Here is a 25,020-nt window from a genome sequence, read left to right on the forward strand (position 1 = left end):
GTCGACCACGTCAAGGTCGACCGCCTTCTGCGTGTCGCGACTCGCGACACCGCCTCAGTGCTCTTCGCCGCGCAGCACGGATGGGACTTCCCCGTCAGCCGCGAGTGGATCCAGAACGCGGACTCGATGGACCAGTTCGCCGCCGCCCAGTGGACCAAGGGCAGCCCCCGCCCCAGGCCGTACCCGCGCCCCTGGCCGGACGCCAACACCAACCGCCTCGGCAAGACCAACCTCGCCCCTGCAGCAGCGCGGGAGGTGCTGCGAAGAAACAGGGAGGGCCTGACCCATGTCGACTGAGTCCGCCATCGCATACGTCTCCGTCGTCCCGCAGGCCAAGGGTGCCGGCCGGGCGATCGAGCGGGAGATCAACCCGCAGGCCCTCGGCACGTCCATCGGCAGCAAGATGTCGCCCGGCTTCCTCAAGTCGGTCGGGTCGATGGCCGTGAAGTCCACCGCGATCGTCGGTGCGGGCGTCACGGCCATCGGCGCGAGCATCGCTGCCGTCGCCGCGAAGAAGGGCATCGCCCGACTCCTCGACATCGACGACGCCAAGGGCAAGCTCGCCGGCCTCAAGACCTCCACCGAGGGCATCGCCAAGATCATGGACAGCGCCCTCGCGTCCGTGAAGGGCACCGCGTTCGGTCTCGGCGACGCCGCCGGTGTCGCCTCGAACGCCGTCGCCGCCGGCATCAAGCCCGGCCAGGCGCTCACGAAGTACCTCAAGCTCACCGCTGACGCAGCCACCATCGCGGGCACCTCGCTCGGCGAGATGGGCTCGATCATCAACAAGACCACCACCAGCGGCAAGGTCTACACCGACAACCTCAACCAGCTCGCCGACCGCGGCATCCCGATCTTCCAGTGGCTGCAGGACGAGTACAAGGTCTCCGCCGACGACCTGTCCGACATGGTCCGCAAGGGCGAGGTCGACTCGGCCACCTTCCGCAAGGTCATCGAGAAGAACATCGGCGGCGCGGCCCTCGCCTCCGGGAAGACCGTCCGCGGCGCGTGGGCGAACGTCGGCGCTTCCCTCGGCCGTCTCGGCGCGATGTTCCTCTCCGGAGCAGTCGCTGGCGCTCCCGCGCTCTTCACCTCCATCACGGGGGCAGTCGACCGCGGCACGGCAGCACTGCAGCCCTACGCGGACGTCCTCAACGAGAAGGTCTCGGCCGGGATGGCTGCCCTCGCAGGGTGGATCGACCGGGTCGACTTCGGCAAGGTCATCGCCGGAGCTGAAGCGTTCGTCGGCAAGGTCCGCGACGTCTTCACCTCGCTGAGCAGCGGCGACACCGACACCGCCCTCGGCAGCGTCGGCTCGTCGCTGTCCAAGCTCACCCCGGCCTTCACCGCGCTCCGCGAGCAGCTGCCAGAGCTCGGCGACTCCGCCGGCAAGCTCGCCGCGGCCGGGATCACCGTCCTCGCCGGCGTCCTCGGGTTCCTCGCCGACCACGTCGACACGATCGTCCAGTACATGCCGCTGATCGTTGCCGGCTTCATCGCCTGGCAGCTCGCCTCCCGGGCGACGGCCGCGGCGTCTGTCGTGCTCCGCACCGCCGAGCTCATGGCACTGCCGGTGCAGATCAAGCGGAACATCCTCCGCCTCGAGGCCGCGCGTCTCGAGTACGCGACCGCCCGCGCGACGACCGTCGCGTCCGGCGCGACCGGCGTCAACACCGGCGTCACCAACCAGAACGCCTCCGCCCTCGGTCGGCAGACCCTCGCCCAGCGCATCTCGACCACCGCCACGAAGATCGGCACCGTCGCCACCCTCATCGGTGCCGGCGCGCTCCGCATCTTCGGAGCTGCGGTCAAGATCGCGATGGGCCCGATCGGCATCGCGATCGCCGTCATCGGCGCGCTCGTCGCCGGCCTGGTGTGGTTCTTCACCCAGACGAAGCTCGGGCAGGCCATCGTGCAGACCGCCTTCGCCGCGATCAAGGTCGCGGTCGCAGCGGTCGGCGACGCCTTCGTGTGGCTCTGGGAGAACGCGATCAAGCCCGCCTGGGACGGCATCGCCGCCGGGGCGACCTGGCTGTGGCGGACCATCCTGCAGCCCGCGTTCGCTGGCATCGGCCTCGCCGTGCAGACCGTCGGCGGGTTCTTCGTCGCCCTGTGGACGAACTACATCGCCCCGCCGCTCACCGCGATCGGCAACGCCGTCGGCTACCTCTGGAACAGCTGGATCTCCCCGATCTTCCAGCTGATCGGCGCGATCGTCGTCTGGGCAGCCAGGATTTTCGGCACGGCGATCTCCGCGATCGTCGGGCTCCTCGTCAACACCCTCGGCGTGGCCTTCAACTGGCTGTGGACCGGCGTCATCCAGCCCGTCTTCACCTGGATCGGTGCAGCGATCTCGGTCTGGTGGACCACGGTGTCGTCGATCTTCGGCTTCGCTGTCGGCTTCGTCCGGGGCACCCTCGGTGCAGCCTTCACCTGGCTGTGGACCGGCGTGATCTCGCCGGTGTTCAGCTGGATCGGGTCGGCAGTCTCCGCCTGGTGGACAGGCGTCGTCCTGCCCGTATTCGGTGCCGTGGTCGGGTTCCTCCGCACCACCCTCGGCCCGGTGTTCACCTGGCTCCGCGACACGATCATCCGCCCGGTCTTCTCCGGGATCGGCACGGTCGTCCGCGGGGTCTGGAACTCCTGGCTGAAGCCCGTGTTCGACAAGATCGCGAACATCGCGAAGGTCACCATCCCGGCGGCGTTCACGGTCATGAAGGACAGCATCGGCAAGGCGTGGGACGCCGTGAAGTCCGCGGTCAAGGCCCCGATCAAGTTCGTCGTCGAGACGGTGATCCAAAAGGGGATCATCGACAACTTCAACAAGGCCGCTGGCTTCTTCAAGACCAAGAAGCTGCCGAACGTCTCCCTCCCGAAGGGCTTCGCGACGGGCGGCTACACCGGCCCCGGCGGGAAGTTCGACCCCGCCGGCATCGTCCACAAGGACGAGTTCGTCTTCACCAAGGAGCAGACCCGCCGCATCGGCGTCGGCCGGCTCTACGACATCGCCCGCAACGGGTACGCCAAGGGCGGACTCGTCACCGACGCGAAGAAGAACATCGCGTCGGGATGGGACTGGGTCGCAGGCAAGGCCGGCAAGGCGTGGGACTGGACGAAGAACGCCGCCGAGACCGCCAAGTTGGTCGTGTCCGACCCGATGGGCACCCTCGGCAAGCTCGCGAAGGGGCTCATCGGGAAGATCCCCGGCGCGGGCGGAATGCTCGACGTCGCGAAGGGCGTGGGGCAGAAGATCCTGTCCGGCGCGATCGAGAAGCTCAAGGGCATCGGTGACCTCGGCGGCCTGACTCCCTTCGGCGGGAACGGGAAGAACGGCAACCTCGCGTCGTCGGCACTCGGCAAGGCGCTCGGCTTCGCGCCGGGCTCCGGAGTCGGCGCTACCGGCGGGCTCCTGCAGAAGGCTGCCGCCGCGGCGTGGAACACCGCCTACCGAGCTTCCGGCGGCATCCTCCGCCTCACGGAGGGCTACCGCGACCTCAAGGCGCAGGCGTACCGGTGGTCGCTGTTCAAGAGCGGCGGCAACCTCGCGGCCCCCGTCGGCACGTCCGTGCACGGCCTCGGCCGTGCAGCCGACGTCGCCGGCGGCCAGGACTGGCTCCGGGCGAACGGCGCGAAGTACGGCTGGGCGAACACGGGCCTCGGCTTCTCGCAGCGAGAGCCGTGGCACTTCGAGTTCAAGGGCATGTCGCAGCGGGTCCCGCAGCTCGCCAGCGGCGCGTACATCTCGCGCCAGCCCGGCGGCTCGCTCGTCAACGTCGGCGAAGGCCGGTACGACGAGGCCGTGGTGCCGCTCACCCCGGCCATCAAGGAAAACCTGCTCGGCGACCGCCGTCGGGGACAGCGTGACGCGCCACTGATCGAGGGTCTGACCCTCGTCTCGAGCGGGTCCGTCAAGCACGACCTCGACGAGGTCGACCACTGGCTGAGCTCGCTCGACCGGGGAGGACGGAACAGGTGAGCAAGAGCTGGCAGATCGACTGCGGGTCGGACGGGATCATCCTGTTCGGCCCGCAGTCGTCTCGGTACCCGTTCGCGATCGCCCCCGAGCTCGGGGATCCCGACCGTGAGACGCAGGACAGTTCACTGCCCGGGGTTGACGGCACCTTCTTCGGCATCGACACCACGGCAGGGCAGACCATCGCGTTCGGCCTGACCGCGGTCGGCGAAACCGACGAAGAAGCTCGGCAGCTGTACGCGGCACTCCGCCGGGTGTGGCGAGCGGACAGCATCCGCTCGACACCCGGTGCGATGGCGAAGCTCACGCACCCATCCGGCCGGTCGACGTTCGGAAGGCCCCGCCGGTTCACCCCGGCGTTCTACCCCGACGCCGCCGGCGCGGTCGGCGCGACGCTGGACTTCGCCACCAGCGATGACCTCTGGTACGACGAGCCGGACTACATCCGGGTGCCGCTGGCGGTCTCACAGTCCGGCGGCCTCGTCGAACCGCTGGTCGAACCGCTCGTCGCCTACGGGTCCACCACGGCGGCGAACACGTTCACCGTCAAGGGCGAGGTACCCACCTGGCCGGTCATCACCATCGAGGGTCCCATCGTCAACCCGACGGTCGAGGTCACCGGCCGATTCCGGTTCACCGCGGCGACCTCGCTCCGGTACGACGAAACGCTCGTCATCGACACCCGGCCAGGCCGGCAGAGCGTCCTCCGCAACGGCACCCAGATCGCCGCTCTCACCCGCTCGTCGACGCTTCTGACCGACGCGTCCCTGCCGCCCGGCAACTACACCCTCCTGCTCTCCGGCTCGTCGTCCTCCGGCGCGCCGACCGCGCGCGCCGACTGGCTCGCCGCGTACCCCACCCCGTGAGAAAGGTGCCCACATGGCGCTCGATGGTGTCCCCTGGTTCATCGGCGGCGAAGCCCAGCACGGCGGAGACGCGGCCCGGATGCTCGCCTACCTCGCCACCGGCGGCCGGCAGGGCGTCGCGTCACCCTCCGACCTCAAGGTGTCCGCGCTGCCCGTTCCCGGTGCCGGGGTGCGCGTCGCCGCCGGCGGCGCATCGGTACTCGTCCGGAGTCTCCCGCAGGAGGCGTACACGGTCCGGAACCCCGTCACGGACCTCGACCAGGTGAAGTTCGCCGCCACCGGATCCGCCGCCGGCCGCTCCGACCTGGTCATCTGCCGAGTCGACAACCCGAACCTCGACAACAACGCTCCCGCGCCTGCCGACCCGCAGAAGGGTCCGTACACGAAGTTCGACGTCATCCCCGGTGTCCCGGCCGGCACTCGGTCCCTGCTCGAGCTCGACCAGTACAAGGGCCTGTCCGCGATCGCGCTCGCGCGCGTCGACATCCCGAAGTCGACGCAGACGATCACGAACGCGATGATCACCGACCTGCGATCGCTGGCGAACCCGCGCGGAGACCGGCAGATCCTGTTCGGCACCGCGGACCCGGGCAATCCGCTGACGTCGTCGACGTTCACCGCCTGGCCGACGAAGAACACGTACGACATCGACATCCCGTCGTGGGCGACGCACATCATCGCCCGCCTCGAGTTCATGGGCGGCCAGACTGCCGCGAGGGCATCCGGATCGCTCCGGCTCATCCTCGGCACCTCGACCGCGTTCGGTGAGTACAACTACAACTACGCCGCCCAGGGCGGCCAGGCCCGGCAGATGGTCGTCGTCGCGGGCGAGATGGCGCTGCCGGCGGCTCTCAGGGGCACCACGACGTCGCTGCGGATCTCCGGCCTCCGCTCGGGCGGCGACGGCAACCTCTTCACGGTCGACGACACGTACTACCTCGCGGACGTGCAGTTCGTCGAACGGCTGTCCTGATGCAGCGGGTCATCATCCAGCGGGCCAGCACCCGCGAAGTGCTGACGTACGACTTCCGCGGGCTCAGCTTCAGCACGGTCACCCGTGAGCTCTCCGCGGTGGGCACGATGCCCGTCAGCGTCAAGGCGTCGCAGGGGAAGAGCATCGCGTCCGACGGTCGACCGCTGTTCGACGAGTGGGGCACCATCATCACGCTCGACGACGACGGGCAGATCCGGTTCCGCGGCCTCGTCACCGAGCTCGAGTACGCCGGCCCCGAGTGGAAGCTGACCGTCTCCGCCCTCCCGACCGTCCTATACGGCTGCCCCTACGACGACGCGCCCTACTACGGAGCCGAGGTCGACCCTGCATCGATCGTCCGGAAGCTCGTCGCGAACGCGCAGTCGTTCCCGGACTCCGACCTCGGCATCACGGTCGTCGGGTCGACCCCGGTCAAGGTGGGGTCGTTCTCCACGCAGCGGCGCATCGAGGCCGAGGCGTACTACGACGAGAAGGTCCGCGACTACAAGGCAGAGAACAAGACGCTGCAGGCGCTCCGGAAGATCGTCGCCGCCACCCGGAAGACGGCAGCCTCGCAGCGCAGCACGCGTGCGGGCTCATCGAAGGACCTGTCGGCCGCGAAGAAGGCCCTCACGGCCGCCAAGCGGGCGCAGACGGCCGCGGAGAGCGCGCTGAAGGCGGCGCAGAAGACGAAGGACCCGGCGAAGATCGCCGCGGCGCAGGCCGCGCTGACGGCCGCGAAGGCCGGCGTCACCTCGGCGGCCGGCACCGTGAAGGCTCGGCAGGACGCCCTCGACGGACGCGACGACACCCTGACCGCCACGAACGCACGCATCAAGACGCAGCAGGCCGCAGTCGACGCGCAGGCCGCGATCGTGAAGACGATGAAGGAGCGGAAGGACAAGGCGTCCGAGCTCAAGAGCGCTGCGCAGCAGGCGGAGTCCGAGGACGGCGGCGCGTACGCGCTCGAGGCGTGGGAGGCGCAGGACTGCGGCCGGCTCATCGACGACCTCGCGAAGGACGCCCCGTTCGACTGGGTCGAGGAGCACTACTGGTCCGGCGACCTCCCGCAGACCCGGATCCGGATCGCGTACCCGCGCACCGGCCGCCGGCTGTCGGGCGACTCCGACCCGACGTTCCAGCAGGGCGTGAACATCACTGTGCAGCTGCAGCCCACCACATCCGGCGGCGACTTCGCGAACACGGTGTTCGGGATCGGTGCCGGCGAGGGCGCGGGATCCATTCGCCGGCTGATCTCGAAGCGCGACGGCCGCGTCCGCCGCGTCGCCACCCTGCAGTCGAAGGACATCAAGTCGAAGCAGGAGATGGTCACCCGGCTGCAGGCCGAGCTCGTCGCCCGGCAGCAGACCCTCGCCGTGGACTCGATCACCGTCGCCAACCACCCGAACAGCCCCCGCGGGACGTACGGGCTCGGCGACGACATCTACGTCCAGGGCCGCGTGCCGCACTACGGCGAGTTCGGGCTGTGGCACCGCATCGTCGGCCTCACCGAGAAGACCGACGGCACGACCGAGGTCAGCCTGCAGCTGACTGACTCATTCACGTACGGAGCAGGAGTCGACTGATGAACGGACCCGAGAAGGTCGCCCGCCGGCTGCACGACATGCAGACCAAGATCGACCGCGTCGGGTCCGCTTCGCAGCTCGGGAACACCACGATCGGCGGCGAGACTGCGGTCGCCGTCGCCGACGTGGTCACCGAGTCCGTCGTGACGAACGATGCCCTCCCCGACGTGCAGGAAGACGTCGCCGACGGCAACGAGGGCGTCTCCGACCTGAGCGCCCTATTCGACTCGTTCGACGAGGACATGGACGCCAGGTTCGAGAACGCCCGCGCCGAGCTCGACGACAAGGCCGCCGACATCGAAGCGTCGATGACCGAGATCGACGAGACCTTCAGCACCCAGTACGAGGGCCTGTCCGAGGACGTCGACACCGCCATCCGCGCCGCCGGCGACGCCAGGACCGAGGCGGAAGCGGCATCCGATGCAGCCCTCGCAGCGGCGGGGCTCGCCGCGTCCAAGGGCGAGACCATCGTCCAGGTGTCGCCCCCGTCCGGGTCGCGAGCGAACACCGCGAACCTCTGGATCGACATCTCCACGAATGCCGACGGCATCCCGAAGAACCAGCCCAACCGGTACAACCCGGACACGGCGAAGTGGGAACCGATCACCGACGCGCAGACCGTCGCCGCCGCGCAGGCCGCGGCGACCGCGGTCGCGGCGGCGCAGGCAGCGAAGGACGTCGCCGCGCAGGCCAACGCCGCGGCCGCCGTCGCGCAGCAGACCGCGTCCGACGCGAACACCGCAGCACTCACCGCCGCGGGCATCGCGAACGGCAAGGGCAAGGTCATCTACCAGGCGTCGAAGCCCACGGGCTCGAACGCTGCCGTCGGGAACCTCTGGATCCGCTCGAGCGACAACACCCCCTGGGCGTTCGACACGTCCTCCTCGGACTGGGTGCAGGTCACCGACAAGGCCGCCACCGACGCAGCCGCCGCGGCCGCGGCGGCGAACCAGGCAGCGGTCGCAGCGTCGAACGCCGCGAAGGCAGCACAGGCCACCGCGGACAGCAAGCCGCTCATCCTGTACTCCTCGACCGCCGGCCCGTCCGGCACCGCACCCACCGGCACCATCTGGTTCCTCTGGGACAGCGCGAAGAACATCGCTGGGCAGTGGCTGCAGTCGGGCACGCTCGCAGCCCCGGTGTGGACGCCGCAGCAGATCCGCTCCGAGGTCATCGCGAACCTCGACGTCGCCAAGCTCACCGCGGGCTCGGCGGCGATCGCGGACCTCGTCGCGCAGAAGATCGCCGCGGCGACGGGGAACTTCCAGACCGTCAACGTGTCGAACCTGTTCGTCACGTCCGGCGCGACGATGGCCCAGGCGACGATCGACTTCCTGTTCGCGAACGTCGTGCAGGCGAAGAAGATCACCGCCGGGATGATCGACGTCGACTCGCTCAGCGGCATCACCCTCACCGGTGCGGTCGTGCAGTCGTCGGCAACCGGCAAGCGTGTGGTTCTGTCGAACAACCGCCTGAACTTCTACGGCCTCGACGGATCGAACGCGGTCAGCGCCGGCGTGATCGAGGGCATCCCGAACGGCGCGGCAGGCGGCCTGATGAGCTTCGCGTCGAACACCGGCGGCACCGTCTTCCTGCAGCTCGGAACCCAGGCGCTGCCCTCCGCGGGAACCGCCGTCGTGAAGACGAACGGCATCGCCTGGTTCCCGACCATCCACACGTCGCAGATCTTCGACGCCGGCACCGGCGTCCAGTACGCCCTCGGCGACACCGACTGGATCCAGCCCACCCTCACCGGCGGCACGAACGACACCGACAGCCCCTTCCGGTACCGGCGGCTCAACGGCGTCATCTACTTCGACGGCCTCGTCACTCCGGGCGCGACCAACCAGCGCATGTTCGTCCTGCCGGCAGGGTTCCGCCCCGCACGAATCCGCCGCGCCTGGATCGACCGCAACGGCACCGCGACGCCCACCCAGTGGATCGTCCGCGTCCACAGCGGCGGCGCGATCGACCTGATCGGCCCCTCGGGCGGCTCCGGCGCGCTCGACTTCGGCGGCTACCCGCCATTCCCCGCGAACTAGGAAGGCAACACCGTGACCACCGACGACACCCCACCCACCGACGACAGCCCGGACGACGACGGCGTACAGCTGCCGCCGGCGTACCCCGACACCACCGCCGGGATGCTCATGCGCGACCGAGACCAGGCGCTCGCCTCCGCCGACGCTGCCCAGGGCCAGGCCGACCAGTTCGCCGCGCTCGCCACAGCGAACCGCGCCCGCGCGGCAGCCCTGCAGGTCGCGATCGACTCGATGCCGCCCGACGCGGGCAGCTGACCCCCCTTCCCATCCACGGCCGCCCCTCGGGGCGGCCTTCGTCGTTCCAGGAGCCCCCATGAAGTGGAAGTTCAGCAGCATCTTCAGCGTCGGCCCGTCGTCGTACGGGGACCGCCGCGGCATCGAGCAGTTCGTCACCAGCGCGCGCGTGGCGCTGCAGGTGCTGACGATCGTGGTGAAGTTCAACGTCTACCTCCGGCAGAAGGGCCGCACCGGCTCCCTGTCGGTGAACGAGGCGAAGCGCACGCGACCCCGGCAGTCGTACCTGTGGGCGAACCGCTTCGTCCTCGGCGTCGTCGTGGCAGCGCCCTTCACCTCGCCGCACGACGAGGTGAACCACGGCAACGCGATCGACTTCGGCATCACCGAGGACGACGGCTCGAACCGCGCCCTCAGCCCGGACGAGTTCACCGTGCTGCACAACATCGTCGCCGCGCACGGCGGCACGTGGACCGGCGTCCACTTCGGCGAGCCGTGGCACCACGAGATGGCGACCGTCGCCGAGAACGAGCTGCCCTACTTCGATGCTCGCGAACGGCTGACCGGCGCGGTGCCGGCGGCCCCCAAGCCCACCCCCATCCCCGAGCCGGCCGTCGTGCCGGACCCTGTCCCTGAGGAGGACGACATGCAGAAGGTGAAGTCGAAGGAGACCGGCAACCGGTACGTGATCTGGTCTCGCGACCTGGACACGATCCGGAAGACGGACCGGAACGCCGACGAGAAGGCCAGGGCCGTCTCGCAGGCCGCAGGCACCGCGTTCGTCGAGATGTCCTCGGCGCGGATCAAGCTCCTGCTCGAGATGCTGGACGGTCGCGTCGACGCCGCGAACGCGTCCGACAAGGCAATCGTGAAGCGCGCGGTCACCGAGGCGCTGCGAGCGGAGGCTGCAGCATGACCGGCGAGCACGAGGCCGTGAAGGTCAAGACCGAGCCGATCTGGTACCCGTGGCAGCGCGTCATTCGCACCGCCGTGCAGGTGACGATCGCGTTCCTCGTCGGCCTCGGCGGCTCCGTCGCGCTCCTGCAGGCCACCGCGCCGCAGGTGCTCGCCGCGGTCGTCGACGTCCTCCCGTCGGCCGCGTACGCGTGGCTCGGCGGCGCGTTCGCATTCGTCATCGCGCTCGCCACGACCCTGTCGAAGCTGATGGCGATCCCGGTGATCAACGCCTGGCTCACCCGCCTCGGTGCCGGTTCCGTACCGCGAGCGATCGCGAAGGAGCAGGCCACCGCGACGTCGACCGAGCTGCAGCCCGCAACGCACGAGCCGACGGCTGTCGACTACCGCACTGAGCAGGGCGGATGAGGGGCGGCGGCGTCGTGAAGACCATCTGGTCGAAGGATGCGCTGCCCCTCGTCCCGCCGCGGTTCCGGAGCATCTACCGGTACCTGCTGCCCGGCATCGACATCGGTGTAGCCGGATTCGGCCTGTGGTCGCTGCTGCTCGGGTCGAAGATCGTCGGGGACTTCACCGTCCCTGTCTTCCTCGTCGCCTGGGCCAGCATGATCCTCGCCGGCGCGGTCGGCGCGCTCGTGTCCCTCGCGATCATGAACGACCGCGTCGAGCTGATCGGCCGGATCATGGTCGAGCTCGGCCTGGCCGTGTACGCCGTGCTGACCGTGGCGTACATCCTCCGGGGCAACGTCACCAGCACCCTCACCCTCACCCTCGTCGGGATCCGCATGTACGCATCACTGTGGCGGATCTTCGACATCATCGGGGAGATGGTGCGGGAGGAGAGATCCCGCGCAGCGCCGCGGCCACCGAACGGCAGGGGTGCATGAGCGACCAGGTCATCACCTCGATCGTCGTCGCGATCTCCGCCATGTTCGGTGCGTTCATGGCGTACCTCGGTATCCGAGCCAGGGTCCGCTCCGCTCGAGCTGAGCCGGTGCAGGAGGAGGACGAGCGGATCGCGGTCGGGAAGGCGCAGATCGCCGCCGACCCTGACGGCTGGGCAGACCGCGTGCTCCGCTCGAACGAGCAGCTGCTGACCCGTGTCGAGGCGGCGGAGAAGCGCGCGGCGGCGGCGGAGAAGCGCGCCGACGAGGTGCAGGGTGCGTTCGACGCGTTCAAGCGCGAGGACCGCCAGCGGCAAGGCGCACTCGCGCGGTGGCTCGGCCGCATCATGGCCGACTGGGGCGTGGCTGACGAGATGCCCTACCCCGAGGGGCGCGACGCCGAGATCCTCGCCGACATCATCCCCTTCGCCCTCGAGGCGACCCAGCCCCGACGACCACCGAGGCCCCGCCCGGGGTGACCCTCGGCGAGCGCCACGTGTACGAACGAGAGCCCCGCAGACCGTGATGGTCTGCGGGGCTCTTTCGTCGTTGCTGGGTGGGTCAGGAGGCGGTGGCTTCGACCGGTTCCATGCCGTCGGCGGGCATGACGGTGACGCGCCACGCTGAGTCGATCGGCTGGCTGAAGGCGACGACTCCGGTGCCCTTCGCGCCGGGCTGTAGCTCGAGCATGGCGTGCTCGTTGTAGGCGTCGATGAGGGCGTTGTACTTCTCGACGTCGTCGCCGGCGGCGTCTTCCCACTCGGAGAACGCGTCCTCGAGGGGGACGCTGTCGACCTGCTCGCCGTCCTTCGTGATGACGGTGATGCCGTACATGTTGAGCGTCTCGGTGCCGTTGGTGTTGTCGAGGGTGACCGGGACGAGGGTGACTGCGTCGCCGTTCACGCTGGCGCGCGCTGCATCGATCGGGGCGACGGCGGGGTCCGTGGTGTCGCCGTCGAGCGTGAACGTTCCGGTCGCGCCCTGGTAGTCGAACGTCCACGTCTTGTCGACGTTTTCGACGGGAGTGGCCTTGGTCTCGGTCGGGGCGGACTCGACCTCAGCGGACGAGCCGCCGGCGGTCTCGGATCCGGACGAGCTGCAGCCGGCGAGGCCGAGGGCGATCGCGAGGCCCGCTGCGGCGATGATGTGCTTCTTCACAGTCCGAGCATAGGTCGCCTTCTGGTCGGGCTGTCTACCCCCGTTCGGGCAGCGGCTCAGAACAGCCGGAACGAGAAGCCCTTGCCGAGTCGGATCGTGACGCGGCCCTTCGACGAGACCGAGATCGGGCCCTTGCGCGCCGACGCGGACACCCCGCGCCCGGTCACGTTCAGGCGGACGCCGCGGCCGAGCTTCTTGCTGCGGCGGAAGAGGAGCCCCATCAGCGCTTCGCCCCTCGCTCGAGCACGCCGAGCATCTCGTCGCACAGCCATGTCGCAGTGGAGAGCCCCTTGCGGACGGTCGTCAGGATTCGGGCGGCTTGGTCCACACGCGATAGTCGCGCCGCCGGGGCGACCTCGCTCACTTCTCGACCCCACCTTCGCTGGCGCGGGCTGGCTTCCACTCGCCTTCGAACGTCGCCGTTTCGATCCTCGTCTGCGGTAGGCCACCGGAAGACAGGGAGACCTCGCCGAGCTCAGGGCGATCCCCGACGATGACACCGTCGACGCGACTCACCTGGCGGACCTTCACCTGCTCGTCAGCGACACCACGCGGACTCTCTGCGATGTAGGTCCGGCCGGTAACGACGTCACGCCACATGAACTCGGACGTCACCACCTCCGAGTTCTCGATCCACTCGAGTGCTTTCCACTCCCTCGGCGACATCGTGCTACTCGCTGTCTGGCTGGCGGTCTTCAACCATGAGTCGAGCGCGGGCCTGCTGATCTTTGCGTCCGCCGCGACGTCCGTCTTCCGCTGGCCCTCATCGACCGCCGAGACAACGGTCGACCGGAACCGCTTCTGCTCGTCGTCGAACCGCCGACGCGCGGCCGCCACGTCAGTCGGCACGGCGCACCTCCTGCCGCACCGACAGGACGGACACCACGGCCCACCCTGCCCACAGCGCGAGCATGATCGGCCAGTACCGTCCGGCCACCACCGAGGCGGCGGCCATGACGCCACCGACGACCGCTGCGGACTGTGCCGCGCGCGTGCTGATGATCCTCTTCACCTGGTCCTCCTTCCATGGAGGGGCTGCGCGTAGAATCCCCGGAGCGGGTGGCCCGAGGCAGTATCAGTGCTTCGGGCCACCCTGTCTTACTTCCGGTGTCGTGCCTTGCGGTTCCGCCTCATTCCGCCCAGCCACTGCGTGACTTGGACTGTGAACGAGAGCGCCGCGATCACGACTGCTGCGATTCCAATCGCATCCCCTCCTCTCTGTTGTTGTAAGATTAGTTTACACTAGTTCACCGTCTTTGGAGACAAAAAGGCCCCGGCTCACTGGGAGCCGGGGCCATGCTTCAAGTGAGAGTCCGCTACGCGAACTGCTCGACCTTTTCGCTACTGCCTTCGGTGGTCTGCTGGAACCGAGCGAGCTGATACCCGAGGTTCGGGCGGAGGTTGTAGAGCACGTCGACGACCTTGCTGTCGACGTGATACTCGTCGCGGAGCTGCTGAAGTGGCAGGTCTACGTCGATGCCGAGCATCTCGATACCGACCACCATGCCGAACTCGTTGAGGTCGACCATCACTGCGTCGCGGAGCTTGACGGTCCGCTCCACTTCGGCGTCCGAGAGCTCGATGTACGCCGCGTTGACGGAGTGGTCGACGGTCACCTTGATGTTCATTCGTCCTCATCCTTCCAGGATGTGCTCTTCACGCGGATTGTACCGCTCACGGGCCAAGTAGAACCTGCGACCCAAACGAGGAGATCGCCGCCGTTCACACCCCGGCCGGTCAAAACCATCGAGCCCTCAGCTGGATCATGCCAGGTCATGATGGGAGCTTCTAGTACTGCAACGATGTCGGCCTCAGAAACCTTCCGCTTCTTCATGCGACCGCGGGCGTGCCCACTGATCAGATACTTCACGACTCCACCGACATATCGAACGCCAGGCGGCGAACGAACTCTCCGTCCAGTTTCAGCGTGACCTCGTAGAGACCTGCCCCGAAGACGGGAAGCGCTACGGTGCTCGCGAATAGCAGGCCAACCCTGCCGTCGGCGTAGGGGCGCGCGCCTGGCCCCACTTCAAGGGTCGCGTTCTGAGAAATCTCGAACGCGCCCTCCGGAGCCGTGATCTGGATCTCGAGCTCGACGGGGTCGGCATCGACGGAGGTCTTCACTCGGCCCGCGATGGAGGTCATCCACATGCTGGTGGCGCTGGGTACCGACGCGTGGGTGTAGCTCGCCCCGAGGGCAGAGAGCTTCCCACCCTCGACTTGGGCATAGTCAGCAAGGAACGCATAGTCGAGCTCGGCCATGTCGAGAGTATGTCACCCCTAGCGCGCATCGTGTCTACCCCCGGTGAGGGTGACGATCCGATCGCGCGGCGTCCCTCCATATCCACGCGCAGTCCGTCGCCTGGCCGAAGCCCCACTCGACGAGCACCGCGCGCTCCGTGTACGCGATCGCGCGCGCCTCGACCTCGAGGATCCGGTCGGGGAACTGCACCCAGGCGAGCACGGGGTCCGGGGGAGCGACGTCGTAGTCTGGGCCGCCGCGCGCCGCCTCAGGGAGCGAGAACGCCGAACCGAGCGACCAGCGGTCTCGGCGTCGTCGCGCCATTAGTCTCGCCGCGGCCTGAGCGTGCGCCGATTCACCGTCGCCCGCGGCACCCACGCGCGCTGCAGTCGTCCCTGCCATGCGATCTCCACGTACACGGCGACGTCGGACCGAGCAACCGCGAACGCCTTGACCTGCTCGACCACGCCGATCTCCTCGAACCGCAGCCGCGACACCCACACGGACTCAGGGGAGTCGAGCTGTGCCGGCTCATCGATCTCGTCGACAGGCAGCGACTCCGCTGCGTAGATCGGAACGTCCTGGTGCTCGGGCGGTGCCCACCGATGCTCGGCCATGACGAGCAGTGTCCCCGACGCCCCCGACAGGCCGAGGGCTTAACTTTGCCCGAATGAAGCTGTCGACTTCACGACTGACCCGTCATCGCCTCCGGGCATGGTGCCGTGAGGCGATGGCTACACCTTCGGCTACACGCCGATGGCAGTTCTGGGGCCGGCAGCGGGACTTGAACCCGCAACCCCCGTATTACAAGTACGGTGCGCTACCAATTGCGCCATGCCGGCTGACGCCGCTCATCTTACCGGTGAGGGCGTCGGGGTCTCACTCGGCCGGCTTCTCCGCGAAGTTCAGCGAGATCGAGTTCATGCAGTACCGGTCGCCGGTGGGCGTGCCGAAGCCGTCGGGGAACACGTGGCCCAGGTGCGAACCGCAGTTCGCGCAACGGACCTCGGTGCGCACCATGCCGAGCGACTTGTCGTCGATCAGCTGTACGGCGTCGGGGTTCACCGACTCGTAGAACGACGGCCAGCCGCAGCCGGAGTCGAACTTCGTGCCGCTCTTGAACAGCTCTGCGTTGCAGGCCGCACAGGTGTAGACGCCGGCACGCTCCTCGTCGAGGAGTTCACCGGTCCACGGCCGTTCGGTCCCCGCCTGACGCAGGACGGCGTACTGGTCCGGGGAGAGGTCCTCGCGCCACTGGGCGTCGGACTTGTCGACGTTGTATGCCATTGTTTCCTCCTGCTTCCGGTCGGGTTCTTCCGGGCACTCCCGACCACTTCAGTAAACTCGCGACGATGTCCGAGCATTCCGTGCACCACGCCCGCTGGACCCGTCTGACGACGGACGAACTGTACGGCATCGTGGTGCTCCGGAACCGCGTCTTCGCACTCGAACAACGGGTGACGGCCGAGGACTTCGACGGCCGTGACCGCGAGCCCGAGACCGAGCACTGGTGGTTCGGTACGGACACCGAAGCGGTTGGGTACCTGCGCCTGATCCGACCGGCTGCCGACGAGGAACACCCGGCGGACGCACCGCCGCCGTCCTGGGTGATCGGCCGGGTCGCGACGCACCCCGACCACCGTGGGCAGGGCATCGCTGGCCGGCTCGTCGCCGCCGTGCTCGCGGCCCACGGGCACGAACCCGTCGTCCTGCACGCCCAGGAGTACGTCGCTGCGCTCTACGAACGCCACGGCTTCGTCCGGTTCGGGACGCCCTACGACGAAGCCGGCATCCGGCACGTCGGCATGCACCGCCCGGGGCGCTGATGGACACCCTCGGCCGGTACGCCGCCTACGCCGACCGCATCGAGGCCGTGTCGCCGTCCTACGCCGCCTGGGCGCGGTCGCTGGACCACTCGCTGGTCGCGCTCCTCGACGAGGTCGCCGAGCAGCAGCGGCAGCCGGAACTCTTCTTCGCGGTCGCGCGGCGGCTCGGCGCGGATCCGTCGGACCCCGGTGCGCTGCGCGCGATCGGTCGGGAGGCCCGCCCCGCCCTGGTCACGGCCCTCGCCTCCGCCACGGTGCAGGCCAACGACCCGCGGCGGCTCGGTCCCGTCGTCCCGCTGTTCGCGGCGCTCGCCGAGCGGGCCTCGCGGCCGCTCGGGTTGGTGGACGCAGGGGGCGCCGCCGGGCTCTGTTCGATCCCGGACCGGGTCACGCTCGACCACCGGACGTCGGAGTCCCGGGTGCCGGCGGATCGCGCCCCGGTGCTGTCGTCGCGCCCCGACTCCTCGGGGCGCGACGACCACGGCGGGGCGCGCACCGAGCTCGTCCGGATGCACACGGCGGTCGACGAACCCGCGGTCCGTCTCGTCGCGGGCGTCTCCGGGGTCCTTCCGGCTCCGGCGAGCAGGCCGATCCGTGTCGGTGCGCGGGTGCTGCTCGACCCGAACCCGATCGACCTGTCGGCGGACGGCGCGTTCGACCGTCTGGTCGAAGCGGTCCCACCAGAGGCCCTGGACCGGACCGCCCTGATGCGCGAGGCGGCGCGCGCGACGCTCGCCGTGCCTCCCGTGCGGATCCGGGGCACGCTGCCGGGCGATCTCGACCGTGCACTGGACGCCCTGCCGGACGACGTGGAGCCGGTCGTACTGACCACCGGCACCCTGGTCTACGTGCCGGGTGCCGAGCGCCAGCGGTTCGTGGACCGCGTCCGCGAACGCGGCGTGCACTGGATCGCGCTCGAACGCACCGGGATCCTGCGCGGTGTGGCGGCGACGCTGCCCGACGACGTCGACGCGGCGGATCCGGACGCCTTCGCCACCGCCTCGATCGACGGCACCGCGGTCGCCGTCTCGGACCCGTTCGGCACGCGTGTGCGCTGGCTCCGCGACCCGAACCTGTGACCGGTGTTCGCGACAGTCCAGCGCCGTGCCAGGGTCCGGATGCTCTCCGCCCCTACGATGTGCGAGACCCGTTACCCGACCGTGATCGGAACCGCCGTGACCAGCTCCACCGACGAGCACCGCGCTGACGAGCGCCGCGCTGACGAGCGCCGCGCTGACCAGCGCCGCGCTGACCAGCTCAGCGAGCTCGCGCAGCGTGTGCTGTCGTTCGAGCACGACCGGGCACGGCACGACCGCACGAAGGAAGCGGAGATCCGGGTCGAGTTCGAGATGTCGGCGGCGCGCTACTACCAGGTGCTGAACCGCGTGATCGACTCGCCCGCGGCACTCGCGTACGACCCGCAGCTCGTCACCAGGCTGCAGCGGCTCCGGCACGCGCGCACCAGCGCCCGGGCGACGCGCAGCTTCGTCGCGCCCGGTGCCGCTCCCGAAGGACGTGAAGAGGAACGATGAGCACCAGATTCCCCCGTGACCGGTTCGACGACGTCGCCGACGGCCCCCGGGTCGGCGCACACCGCGGTGCCCAGCGCCGCGGCCGTGGCTGGATCGCGTTCGCCTGGGCGGCACTCGCCACCGGTGTGCTCGTCGGCATCGGCGTGCTCGTCCTCGCGCTCCTGAACGGCAGCTACTCGTTCAGCGGCTCGGACTCGCCCTCGGCGTCGTCGAGCTCGTCGGCCACGTCGAAGCCGTCCGCGTCCGCCACCTCGAAGCCCTCGGCGTCGTCGTCGGCCGGGTCGGGTGCCGACTCCGGAGCCGCTGCCGCGACGCCGGCACAGCAGGGCACGACCACCGTCGTCGTCCTGAACGGCACGACGACCACCGGTCTCGCCGCCCGCGCCAGCGCCACGCTGACCGGTGCCGGCTGGCAGGTCGCCTCGACCGGGGACGCCGGCACGACCGGGTCGACCTCGACCGTCGTGTACTACCAGCAGGCCGCACAGGCGGCGGTCGCGCAGGGCATCGCGAAGCAGCTCGGGGTCACAGCCGTGCAGCAGTCGGCAGCGTTCCCGAACGCCGACGTGAGCGTCGTGCTCGGGGCCGACTACACCGGCTGATCCGCATTCCGCGGGCGCTTTCCACCCGCATTTGTGACGGTCGTGTTTCGGGCACGTTGATTTCTGACGGAATCGACGTGAAACAACGTCACACCTCTTGCCTGATCGGCGCGCTTCGAGCAGAGTCCCTTGCAGACGGCGAACACGTCGTTCGCACGGCAGTACCAGGGAGCAAGAGATCATGGCCAACGGAACCGTGAAGTGGTTCAACGCTGAAAAGGGCTTCGGCTTCATCACCGTCGATGGAGGAGGCCAGGACGTGTTCGTGCACTACTCGGCCATCGACATGTCGGGTTACAAGGTCCTCGAGGAGGGCCAGGCAGTGGTGTTCGACGTCGGCACCGGGTCGAAGGGCCCGCAGGCGGAGGCAGTCCGACCGGCCTGAACGCACGACACTCATCGCGAACGCGCCGTCCCGTCAGGGGCGGCGCGTTCGTCGTGCGTGGCCCGCGCTGCATGACGTGCGTGGCGGGCGGTCCGCGGCGGTGGTCGGGGTGCGCTGTTGGCGGGGCGTGTCCTGGGAAGACGTGACGAGCCTCCCGATCGTGTTGCACTCGCACCGGGCGAGTGCCAGAATCGGCGTTGGCACTCGCTCACGTTGAGTGCCAGCACGACCCCACGACGTCCGGGAGGGACGAGAACTCACATGGCTAAGATCATTGCTTTCGACGAGGAGGCCCGCCGTGGCCTCGAGCGCGGCCTGAACCAGCTGGCCGACGCCGTGAAGGTGACGCTCGGCCCGCGCGGCCGCAACGTCGTCCTCGAGAAGAAGTGGGGCGCCCCCACGATCACGAACGACGGTGTCTCCATCGCCAAGGAGATCGAGCTCGACGACCCGTACGAGAAGATCGGTGCGGAGCTCGTCAAGGAGGTCGCCAAGAAGACCGACGACGTCGCCGGTGACGGTACGACCACCGCGACCGTCCTCGCCCAGGCACTCGTCCGCGAGGGCCTGCGCAACGTCGCCGCTGGCGCCGACCCCGTGTCGCTCAAGCGCGGCATCGAGAAGGCCGTCTCCGCCGTCTCCGACCAGCTCCTCGCCAACGCGAAGGACATCGAGACCAAGGACCAGATCGCCGCGACCGCGTCGATCTCGGCTGCAGACCCGACCATCGGCGCGCTCATCGCCGAGGCCATCGACAAGGTCGGCAAGGAAGGTGTCGTCACCGTCGAGGAGTCGAACACCTTCGGCACCGAGCTCGAGCTGACCGAGGGCATGCGCTTCGACAAGGGCTACCTGTCGCAGTACTTCGTCACTGACCCCGAGCGTCAGGAAGCCGTCTTCGAGGACGCCTACATCCTGATCGTCAACTCGAAGATCTCGAACATCAAGGACCTCCTGCCGGTCGTCGACAAGGTGATCCAGGCGGGCAAGCAGCTCCTGATCATCGCCGAGGACGTCGACGGCGAGGCCCTGGCCACGCTCGTCGTGAACAAGATCCGCGGCATCTTCAAGTCCGTCGCCGTCAAGGCCCCGGGCTTCGGTGACCGCCGCAAGGCCATGCTGCAGGACATCGCGATCCTGACCGGTGGCCAGGTCATCTCCGAAGAGGTCGGCCTCAAGCTCGAGAACGCGACGCTCGACCTGCTCGGTCGTGCCCGCAAGGTCGTCATCACCAAGGACGAGACCACGATCGTCGAGGGTGCCGGCGACGCCGAGCAGATCGCCGGCCGTGTCCGTCAGATCCGCGCCGAGATCGACGCGACCGACTCCGACTACGACCGCGAGAAGCTCCAGGAGCGCCTCGCGAAGCTCGCCGGTGGCGTCGCCGTCATCAAGGCGGGTGCCGCGACCGAGGTCGAGCTCAAGGAGCGCAAGCACCGCATCGAGGACGCCGTCCGCAACGCGAAGGCTGCCGTCGAAGAGGGCATCGTCGCCGGTGGTGGCGTCGCCCTCATCCAGGCCGGCAAGGTCGCGCTCGACGCACTCACCCTCGAGGGTGACGAGGCGACCGGTGCGAACATCGTCCGCGTCGCCATCGACGCACCGCTCAAGCAGATCGCGCTGAACGCCGGTCTCGAGCCGGGTGTCGTGGCCGCCAAGGTCCGCGAGCTCGAAGCAGGTTGGGGCCTCAACGCCGCGACCGGCGAGTACGTCGACCTCATCGCCGCGGGCATCATCGACCCGGCCAAGGTCACGCGTTCGGCGCTGCAGAACGCTGCGTCGATCGCTGGTCTGTTCCTGACGACCGAGGTCGTCGTCGCCGACAAGCCTGAGCGTGCCGCGGCCGCTCCGGCCGGCGACCCGACGGGTGGCATGGACTTCTAAGCAGTCCTGTTCGAAGGGCCCCGCACGCTGCGCGTGCGGGGCCCTTCCGCGTGCGGGGCCGGCGGGGTGGGTCGGGAGGTCACAACACCCCGCTCAGGTCCGCCGAGCGGTCACGAGCCGTCGGTTGTGCCCGTCCCAGTCGACGCATCGTGACCGTTGGCCGGCGCAGGAGCGGGGAGTCGTGGCCGGCTCGTGTGTGCGGCTTGCGCGTATATGGGGTCTTCTCTCCCGCACAGGAGGCCCGGCTCACCTCGTTCTTCACAGGTCTCGAGCGCTCATGGTCGGCTCGCGTGCCCCGCAACGACCATGACGGCATGCCAGCTGCCCGTCGCCTCCCTGCTCCGTTCGACCGATCCACCTTCCGTGTGGCCGATGCGGTGGGGCACGGCATCGATCCGGAACGAGTCAGACGAGCCGACCTGGCAGCCCCGGTCCACGGTGTCCGTGCCCCGATCGGCTCGGTGGACTTCGTCGACGCCGTCGCCCTGGTCATGCGTCCCGATCAGTTCTTCAGCCACACGACCGCCGCCGCGATCTGGGGTGCGCCACTTCCGCTGTCGGTGCGCTCGGTCGGGCCGGTGCACGTCTCGACCACGAGGGACGGGAGCCGGATGCGTCGGCCCGGCGTGGTCGCACACCGCCTGGACCGGCCGAGGACGGTCGAACACCGCGGGTTCCTGGTCAGTGTCCCAGCGCAGATGTGGTTCGAGTGTGTCGGCGTGCTCGGACAAGACGCGCTCGTCGCGATCGGAGATCATCTCGTCGGATCAGCCGGGTTGGCGACGGCGGATGACCTCCGTGCGTCGATCCGCCCCGGCACACGCTTCGCGCTCGCTGCTCGGCGCGCGCTGGACCTCGTCCGAGCCGGGGCGGAGTCGCCGCAGGAGACCTGGCTCCGCCTGGCCGTGGTCGAAGCGGGGTTCCCCGAGCCGGAGCTGAACGTCGACGTGCACGACGGTGCGGGGCGGTTCCTCGGGCGCGTCGACATGGCGTGGTCGGAGTTCGGCATCGCGTTGGAGTACGACGGCGATCACCACCGGGAGCGCGACACCTTCCGACACGATCAACGACGGGACAACGGGTTCGTGGTGAACGACTGGCTCGTGATCCACGCGACGGCATCGGACGCACACCGACCCGCGGTGTTGTTCGAGCGACTCCGCCAGGCGTTCGAGGTCCGAGCGGCCGGAAGTCGTCGGCGGTCAGCGTGACGGCCGTGACCGCCACGCTGAAGATCTCTTCGCCGGGCGGTCACGACATGCCGTCGGTTGCGCGCCGACCGGTCACGAACTGTCGGTCAGCGGGGGCGCAGACGACGGCCCGTGACCACTCGGCGGCGTCGGACGGGGTGTTGCGACCGCACGGGCCACGGCCGCGCCGCGCGCCCGCGTCAGGCGGCGTAGTCGCGCGGCAGCAGCGGCAGCCAGACGCGGAAGGTCGCGCCGCCACCCTCGGTGTCGAAGACCTCGACCGAGCCGTGGTGCGCCGCGACGATGCCCGACACGATCGCGAGCCCGAGGCCCGAGCCACCGGTGTCCCGTGCACGCGAGGTGTCGGCACGCCAGAACCGCTGGAAGATCTTGTCGCGCAGCTGCGCCGGGATCCCCTCACCGTGGTCGATGACGTCGATGTGGGCCATGCCGCGGTCGTCGTCCACCCCGACGCCGATCTCGATCGGGTCGTCGTGCTCGGTGAACCGCATGGCATTGCCCATCAGGTTCGTGACGATCTGGCGGATCTTGTTCTCCTCCGCCAGCACGATCGGGGGACGCTGGGGCATGACGACCGTCGGAAGCGGCGTGGTCTCGTCGGTGGGAGCGGCACCGGCCTCGATGTCCATCGCCCGGGTGCGCCGAGCACGCAGCCGCGCGATCGTCTGCCGCGAGAATGCGATGGGACCCGTGGTGTTCGCCGACGTGGGCGATGCCGGGGGGACCTCGCCCGTGTCGGACGAGGAGCCCGACGAGTCCGACGACCCCGACGAGAGCGAGGACGACGAAGCGGGCGGCCGCACTGCCTGGGGGACGCTCTCGCCCGTCATGGCGTCCTCGACCAGGACCTGGATCTCGCGGTCCGGGTTGGACGCCATGGTGTCGAGCGCCGAGTCACGGGCGATGGCGACGAGGTCGACCGGGCCGAGCTCGAGCGGCTTGGACTCGTCGATGCGGGCGAGCTGGAGCAGGTCCTGCACGAGCAGGCCCATCCGCTTCGCCTCTTTCTCGATGCGCTCCATCGCCTGGGCGACGTCCTCTTCCTTGCGCAGGGCGCCCATCCGGTACAGCTCGGCGTACCCGCGCAGGGACACCAGCGGGGTGCGGAGTTCGTGCGAGGCGTCGCCGACGAACCGCCGCATCTGGTCGATGGTGCGCTGGCGGTCCTCGAACGCGGTGTCGATGCGCTCGAGCATGACGTTGAGGGAGCGGTTCAGTCGCCCGACCTCGGTGTTCGGGGTGTCGGCCTCGAGGCGCTGGTTGAAGTCCCCGGCGGCGAAGCGTGCAGCGGTGTCCTCGACGTCGCGCAACGGGTCGAACGTGGCGGTGACGAGCAGCCGCGTGAGCATGGCGCCGAGCAGGATCACCGAGATGCCGAAGCCCAGGAAGATGACGGTGAACCGGGCGATGGTCTGGTCGGTGTCGGCGCTCGACACCGCGACGAGCACGAAGCCGGTCTCGGTGGAACCGCTCGTCTGGTTCTGCAGCGACGCCGGGATGACCTGAGCACGCCACTCGTGGTTGTGCTGGCTGTCGTAGAGCGAGAAGCGCGCGCCGTTCTGCGCCGCTGCGGAGAAGTCCAGTTCGCGGATGTCCGGACGGCTCGATGCCTTCGTCTGGCAGATCTGGTCGCCGTCGGCGTCGTACGCGGCCACGTAGGCGCTCTGCGACAGCACGACCGACAGCTTGCAGTACTGCTCGCCGTCGCTGATGTTCTGGCCCTCGAGCTGCTCCGTGGTGCCCTTGACGTTGTTGTCGAGCTGCGCCATCAGGTACGTCGACAGGACGGTCATCGTGCCGAGCCCGGCGACGAGCAGGCCGAGCGCGACCAGGAGCACCGTGATCCCGGTGATCTTGGTGCGCAGGGAGATCCCGTCCCACCAGCGGCTCATTCGCGTGTGCATGCTGCCCCAACGATAGACAGCGGCCGCCCGGTGAAACCGGACGACCGCCGTGAAGAACGGAACGGGCTACGAGGCCTTGGACGCCTTGAGCATGTACCCGAACCCGCGCTTGGTCTGGATGATCGGCTCGGCCGAGTACTGGTCGAGCTTGCGACGCAGGTACGAGATGTAGCTCTCGACGATGCCGGCGTCGCCGTTGAAGTCGTACTCCCAGACGTGGTCGAGGATCTGCGCCTTCGACAGCACGCGGTTCGGGTTGAGCATCAGGTAGCGGAGCAGCTTGAACTCGGTGGGGGAGAGCTCGATCTGCGCGTCACCGATCGTGACCTCGTGCGTGTCCTGGTCCATGGTGAGCTCGCCGGCGCGGATGATCGCGTCTTCCTCGTCGTTCATGGTGCGACGGAGGATGGCCTTGATGCGAGCGACGATCTCGTCGAGGGAGAACGGCTTGGTGACGTAGTCGTCGCCGCCGACGGTGAGGCCGGTGATCTTGTCCTCGGTGTCGTCCTTCGCGGTGAGGAACAGGATCGGCGAGGTGTACCCGGACGACCGCAGGCGCTTGGTGACGCCGAAGCCGTTCATGTCGGGGAGCATCACGTCGAGGATGATCAGGTCGGGTTCTTCCTCGAGCACGGCCGAGATCGCCTGTGCGCCGTTGCCGACGGCACGGACGGCGAACCCGGCGAAGCGCAACGAGGTCGTCAGGAGGTCGCGGATGTTCGGCTCGTCGTCGACGATCAGGATCTTGGGGCCATCGCTCATGGTCCTATCTTCTGACCGTTCCCTAATGGTTTCCTGAGAGC

At 69.0% G+C, this 25,020-nt stretch carries 28 protein-coding genes, 1 tRNA gene and 1 pseudogene; 18 read left to right on the plus strand and 12 right to left on the minus strand.

Annotation, left to right across the window (positions count from 1 at the left end; genetic code table 11):
• Nucleotides 1–57: 57 nt before the first annotated feature.
• The 11 genes and pseudogenes from EDF51_RS13250 to EDF51_RS13300 all read left to right on the plus strand — a co-directional run bounded on the left by EDF51_RS13250 (nt 58) and on the right by EDF51_RS13300 (nt 11,952).
• Entirely contained in the window at nt 58–297 is a 240-nt protein-coding gene (locus EDF51_RS13250) for a hypothetical protein (RefSeq protein ID WP_134195256.1), read from the plus strand.
• Nucleotides 287–3,040 (plus strand): annotated as a pseudogene (locus EDF51_RS13255) (tape measure protein); the annotation flags it as partial. The gene EDF51_RS13250 and the pseudogene EDF51_RS13255, both read left to right, overlap by 11 nt.
• Nucleotides 3,041–3,972: 932 nt before the next feature.
• Nucleotides 3,973–4,839, plus strand: a complete 867-nt coding sequence (locus tag EDF51_RS13260; RefSeq protein WP_134195260.1) for a hypothetical protein — start codon at nt 3,973–3,975, stop codon at nt 4,837–4,839.
• A 13-nt stretch (nt 4,840–4,852) separates the two neighbouring features.
• On the plus strand, nt 4,853–5,812 hold the full coding sequence (locus EDF51_RS13265) for a hypothetical protein (protein ID WP_134195262.1): 960 nt from the start codon (nt 4,853–4,855) through the stop codon (nt 5,810–5,812).
• Nucleotides 5,812–7,398, plus strand: coding sequence for a hypothetical protein (locus EDF51_RS13270; RefSeq protein ID WP_134195264.1), 1,587 nt, complete (start codon nt 5,812–5,814; stop codon nt 7,396–7,398). The genes EDF51_RS13265 and EDF51_RS13270 overlap by 1 nt, the downstream gene beginning before the upstream one ends.
• Nucleotides 7,398–9,440 carry a hypothetical protein gene (locus tag EDF51_RS13275; protein ID WP_134195266.1) on the plus strand — a complete coding sequence of 681 codons (2,043 nt, stop codon included), beginning with the start codon at nt 7,398–7,400 and terminating at the stop codon, nt 9,438–9,440. The genes EDF51_RS13270 and EDF51_RS13275 overlap by 1 nt, the downstream gene beginning before the upstream one ends.
• Nucleotides 9,441–9,452: 12 nt before the next feature.
• Entirely contained in the window at nt 9,453–9,695 is a 243-nt protein-coding gene (locus tag EDF51_RS13280) for a hypothetical protein (protein ID WP_134195268.1), read from the plus strand.
• A 58-nt stretch (nt 9,696–9,753) separates the two neighbouring features.
• Nucleotides 9,754–10,590, plus strand: coding sequence for a hypothetical protein (locus EDF51_RS13285; RefSeq protein ID WP_134195270.1), 837 nt, complete (start codon nt 9,754–9,756; stop codon nt 10,588–10,590).
• Nucleotides 10,587–10,997, plus strand: a complete 411-nt coding sequence (locus EDF51_RS13290; RefSeq protein ID WP_134195271.1) for a hypothetical protein — start codon at nt 10,587–10,589, stop codon at nt 10,995–10,997. Before EDF51_RS13285 ends, EDF51_RS13290 begins: the two co-directional genes overlap by 4 nt.
• A 14-nt stretch (nt 10,998–11,011) precedes the next feature.
• Complete coding sequence (locus EDF51_RS13295) at nt 11,012–11,476, plus strand: hypothetical protein (RefSeq protein ID WP_134195273.1); 465 nt, start codon at nt 11,012–11,014, stop codon at nt 11,474–11,476.
• Nucleotides 11,473–11,952, plus strand: a complete 480-nt coding sequence (locus tag EDF51_RS13300; protein WP_134195275.1) for a hypothetical protein — start codon at nt 11,473–11,475, stop codon at nt 11,950–11,952. The genes EDF51_RS13295 and EDF51_RS13300 overlap by 4 nt, the downstream gene beginning before the upstream one ends.
• Nucleotides 11,953–12,034: 82 nt before the next feature.
• On the opposite strand, the gene EDF51_RS13305 is transcribed toward EDF51_RS13300, so the two are convergent.
• The 10 genes from EDF51_RS13305 to msrB all read right to left on the minus strand — a co-directional run bounded on the left by EDF51_RS13305 (nt 12,035) and on the right by msrB (nt 16,160).
• Nucleotides 12,035–12,631 (minus strand): hypothetical protein, encoded by a 597-nt coding sequence (locus tag EDF51_RS13305; protein ID WP_134195277.1) that lies wholly within the window; start codon nt 12,629–12,631, stop codon nt 12,035–12,037.
• Nucleotides 12,632–12,687: 56 nt separating this feature from the next.
• Nucleotides 12,688–12,852, minus strand: coding sequence for a DUF4236 domain-containing protein (locus EDF51_RS13310; protein WP_134195279.1), 165 nt, complete (start codon nt 12,850–12,852; stop codon nt 12,688–12,690).
• Nucleotides 12,853–12,991: 139 nt separating this feature from the next.
• Nucleotides 12,992–13,480, minus strand: coding sequence for a hypothetical protein (locus tag EDF51_RS13315; RefSeq protein WP_134195280.1), 489 nt, complete (start codon nt 13,478–13,480; stop codon nt 12,992–12,994).
• Nucleotides 13,470–13,643 carry a hypothetical protein gene (locus EDF51_RS19950; RefSeq protein ID WP_166673555.1) on the minus strand — a complete coding sequence of 58 codons (174 nt, stop codon included), beginning with the start codon at nt 13,641–13,643 and terminating at the stop codon, nt 13,470–13,472. Before EDF51_RS19950 ends, EDF51_RS13315 begins: the two co-directional genes overlap by 11 nt.
• 304 nt (nt 13,644–13,947) lie before the next feature.
• A complete protein-coding gene (locus EDF51_RS13320) occupies nt 13,948–14,259 on the minus strand; it encodes a DUF2283 domain-containing protein (protein ID WP_134195282.1) in 312 nt (103 codons plus the stop codon).
• Entirely contained in the window at nt 14,256–14,501 is a 246-nt protein-coding gene (locus tag EDF51_RS20190; protein ID WP_134195284.1) for a DUF4258 domain-containing protein, read from the minus strand. The genes EDF51_RS13320 and EDF51_RS20190 overlap by 4 nt, the downstream gene beginning before the upstream one ends.
• Nucleotides 14,498–14,893 carry a hypothetical protein gene (locus tag EDF51_RS13330; RefSeq protein WP_134195286.1) on the minus strand — a complete coding sequence of 132 codons (396 nt, stop codon included), beginning with the start codon at nt 14,891–14,893 and terminating at the stop codon, nt 14,498–14,500. Before EDF51_RS13330 ends, EDF51_RS20190 begins: the two co-directional genes overlap by 4 nt.
• 303 nt (nt 14,894–15,196) lie before the next feature.
• The gene (locus EDF51_RS13335; RefSeq protein ID WP_134195287.1) at nt 15,197–15,490 is read right to left on the minus strand and encodes a hypothetical protein; all 294 of its coding nucleotides are present in this window, start codon (nt 15,488–15,490) and stop codon (nt 15,197–15,199) included.
• 149 nt (nt 15,491–15,639) lie between these two features.
• Nucleotides 15,640–15,715 (minus strand) — tRNA-Thr (locus EDF51_RS13340).
• Between the two features lie 37 nt (nt 15,716–15,752).
• Nucleotides 15,753–16,160, minus strand: a complete 408-nt coding sequence (gene msrB, locus EDF51_RS13345) for a peptide-methionine (R)-S-oxide reductase MsrB (protein ID WP_123293306.1) — start codon at nt 16,158–16,160, stop codon at nt 15,753–15,755.
• A 65-nt stretch (nt 16,161–16,225) separates the two neighbouring features.
• Here msrB and EDF51_RS13350 point away from each other — a divergent pair, with 65 nt between their 5' ends.
• The 7 genes from EDF51_RS13350 to EDF51_RS13380 all read left to right on the plus strand — a co-directional run bounded on the left by EDF51_RS13350 (nt 16,226) and on the right by EDF51_RS13380 (nt 22,313).
• Nucleotides 16,226–16,699 carry a GNAT family N-acetyltransferase gene (locus tag EDF51_RS13350; RefSeq protein WP_165901127.1) on the plus strand — a complete coding sequence of 158 codons (474 nt, stop codon included), beginning with the start codon at nt 16,226–16,228 and terminating at the stop codon, nt 16,697–16,699.
• Nucleotides 16,699–17,778, plus strand: a complete 1,080-nt coding sequence (locus EDF51_RS13355; RefSeq protein WP_134195289.1) for a DUF2332 family protein — start codon at nt 16,699–16,701, stop codon at nt 17,776–17,778. The genes EDF51_RS13350 and EDF51_RS13355 overlap by 1 nt, the downstream gene beginning before the upstream one ends.
• A gap of 96 nt (nt 17,779–17,874) precedes the next feature.
• Entirely contained in the window at nt 17,875–18,231 is a 357-nt protein-coding gene (locus tag EDF51_RS13360) for a DUF3263 domain-containing protein (RefSeq protein WP_243698001.1), read from the plus strand.
• The gene (locus EDF51_RS13365) at nt 18,228–18,833 is read left to right on the plus strand and encodes a LytR C-terminal domain-containing protein (protein WP_131877461.1); all 606 of its coding nucleotides are present in this window, start codon (nt 18,228–18,230) and stop codon (nt 18,831–18,833) included. Before EDF51_RS13360 ends, EDF51_RS13365 begins: the two co-directional genes overlap by 4 nt.
• A 181-nt stretch (nt 18,834–19,014) precedes the next feature.
• Nucleotides 19,015–19,218 carry a cold-shock protein gene (locus EDF51_RS13370; RefSeq protein ID WP_111085222.1) on the plus strand — a complete coding sequence of 68 codons (204 nt, stop codon included), beginning with the start codon at nt 19,015–19,017 and terminating at the stop codon, nt 19,216–19,218.
• A 261-nt stretch (nt 19,219–19,479) separates the two neighbouring features.
• A complete protein-coding gene (gene groL / locus EDF51_RS13375; RefSeq protein ID WP_111085221.1) occupies nt 19,480–21,102 on the plus strand; it encodes a chaperonin GroEL in 1,623 nt (540 codons plus the stop codon).
• Nucleotides 21,103–21,416: 314 nt separating this feature from the next.
• Nucleotides 21,417–22,313, plus strand: a complete 897-nt coding sequence (locus EDF51_RS13380) for a hypothetical protein (protein WP_131877459.1) — start codon at nt 21,417–21,419, stop codon at nt 22,311–22,313.
• A gap of 179 nt (nt 22,314–22,492) precedes the next feature.
• On the opposite strand, the gene EDF51_RS13385 is transcribed toward EDF51_RS13380, so the two are convergent.
• Together EDF51_RS13385 and EDF51_RS13390 are read right to left on the minus strand one after the other, a co-directional pair.
• Nucleotides 22,493–24,217, minus strand: a complete 1,725-nt coding sequence (locus tag EDF51_RS13385; RefSeq protein WP_123936847.1) for a HAMP domain-containing sensor histidine kinase — start codon at nt 24,215–24,217, stop codon at nt 22,493–22,495.
• Nucleotides 24,218–24,283: 66 nt separating this feature from the next.
• Nucleotides 24,284–24,979 carry a response regulator transcription factor gene (locus EDF51_RS13390; RefSeq protein ID WP_017888045.1) on the minus strand — a complete coding sequence of 232 codons (696 nt, stop codon included), beginning with the start codon at nt 24,977–24,979 and terminating at the stop codon, nt 24,284–24,286.
• Nucleotides 24,980–25,020 lie beyond the last annotated feature (41 nt).

The organism is Curtobacterium sp. PhB25, assembly GCF_004365375.1.
In the GTDB taxonomy this organism is placed as follows: domain Bacteria; phylum Actinomycetota; class Actinomycetes; order Actinomycetales; family Microbacteriaceae; genus Curtobacterium.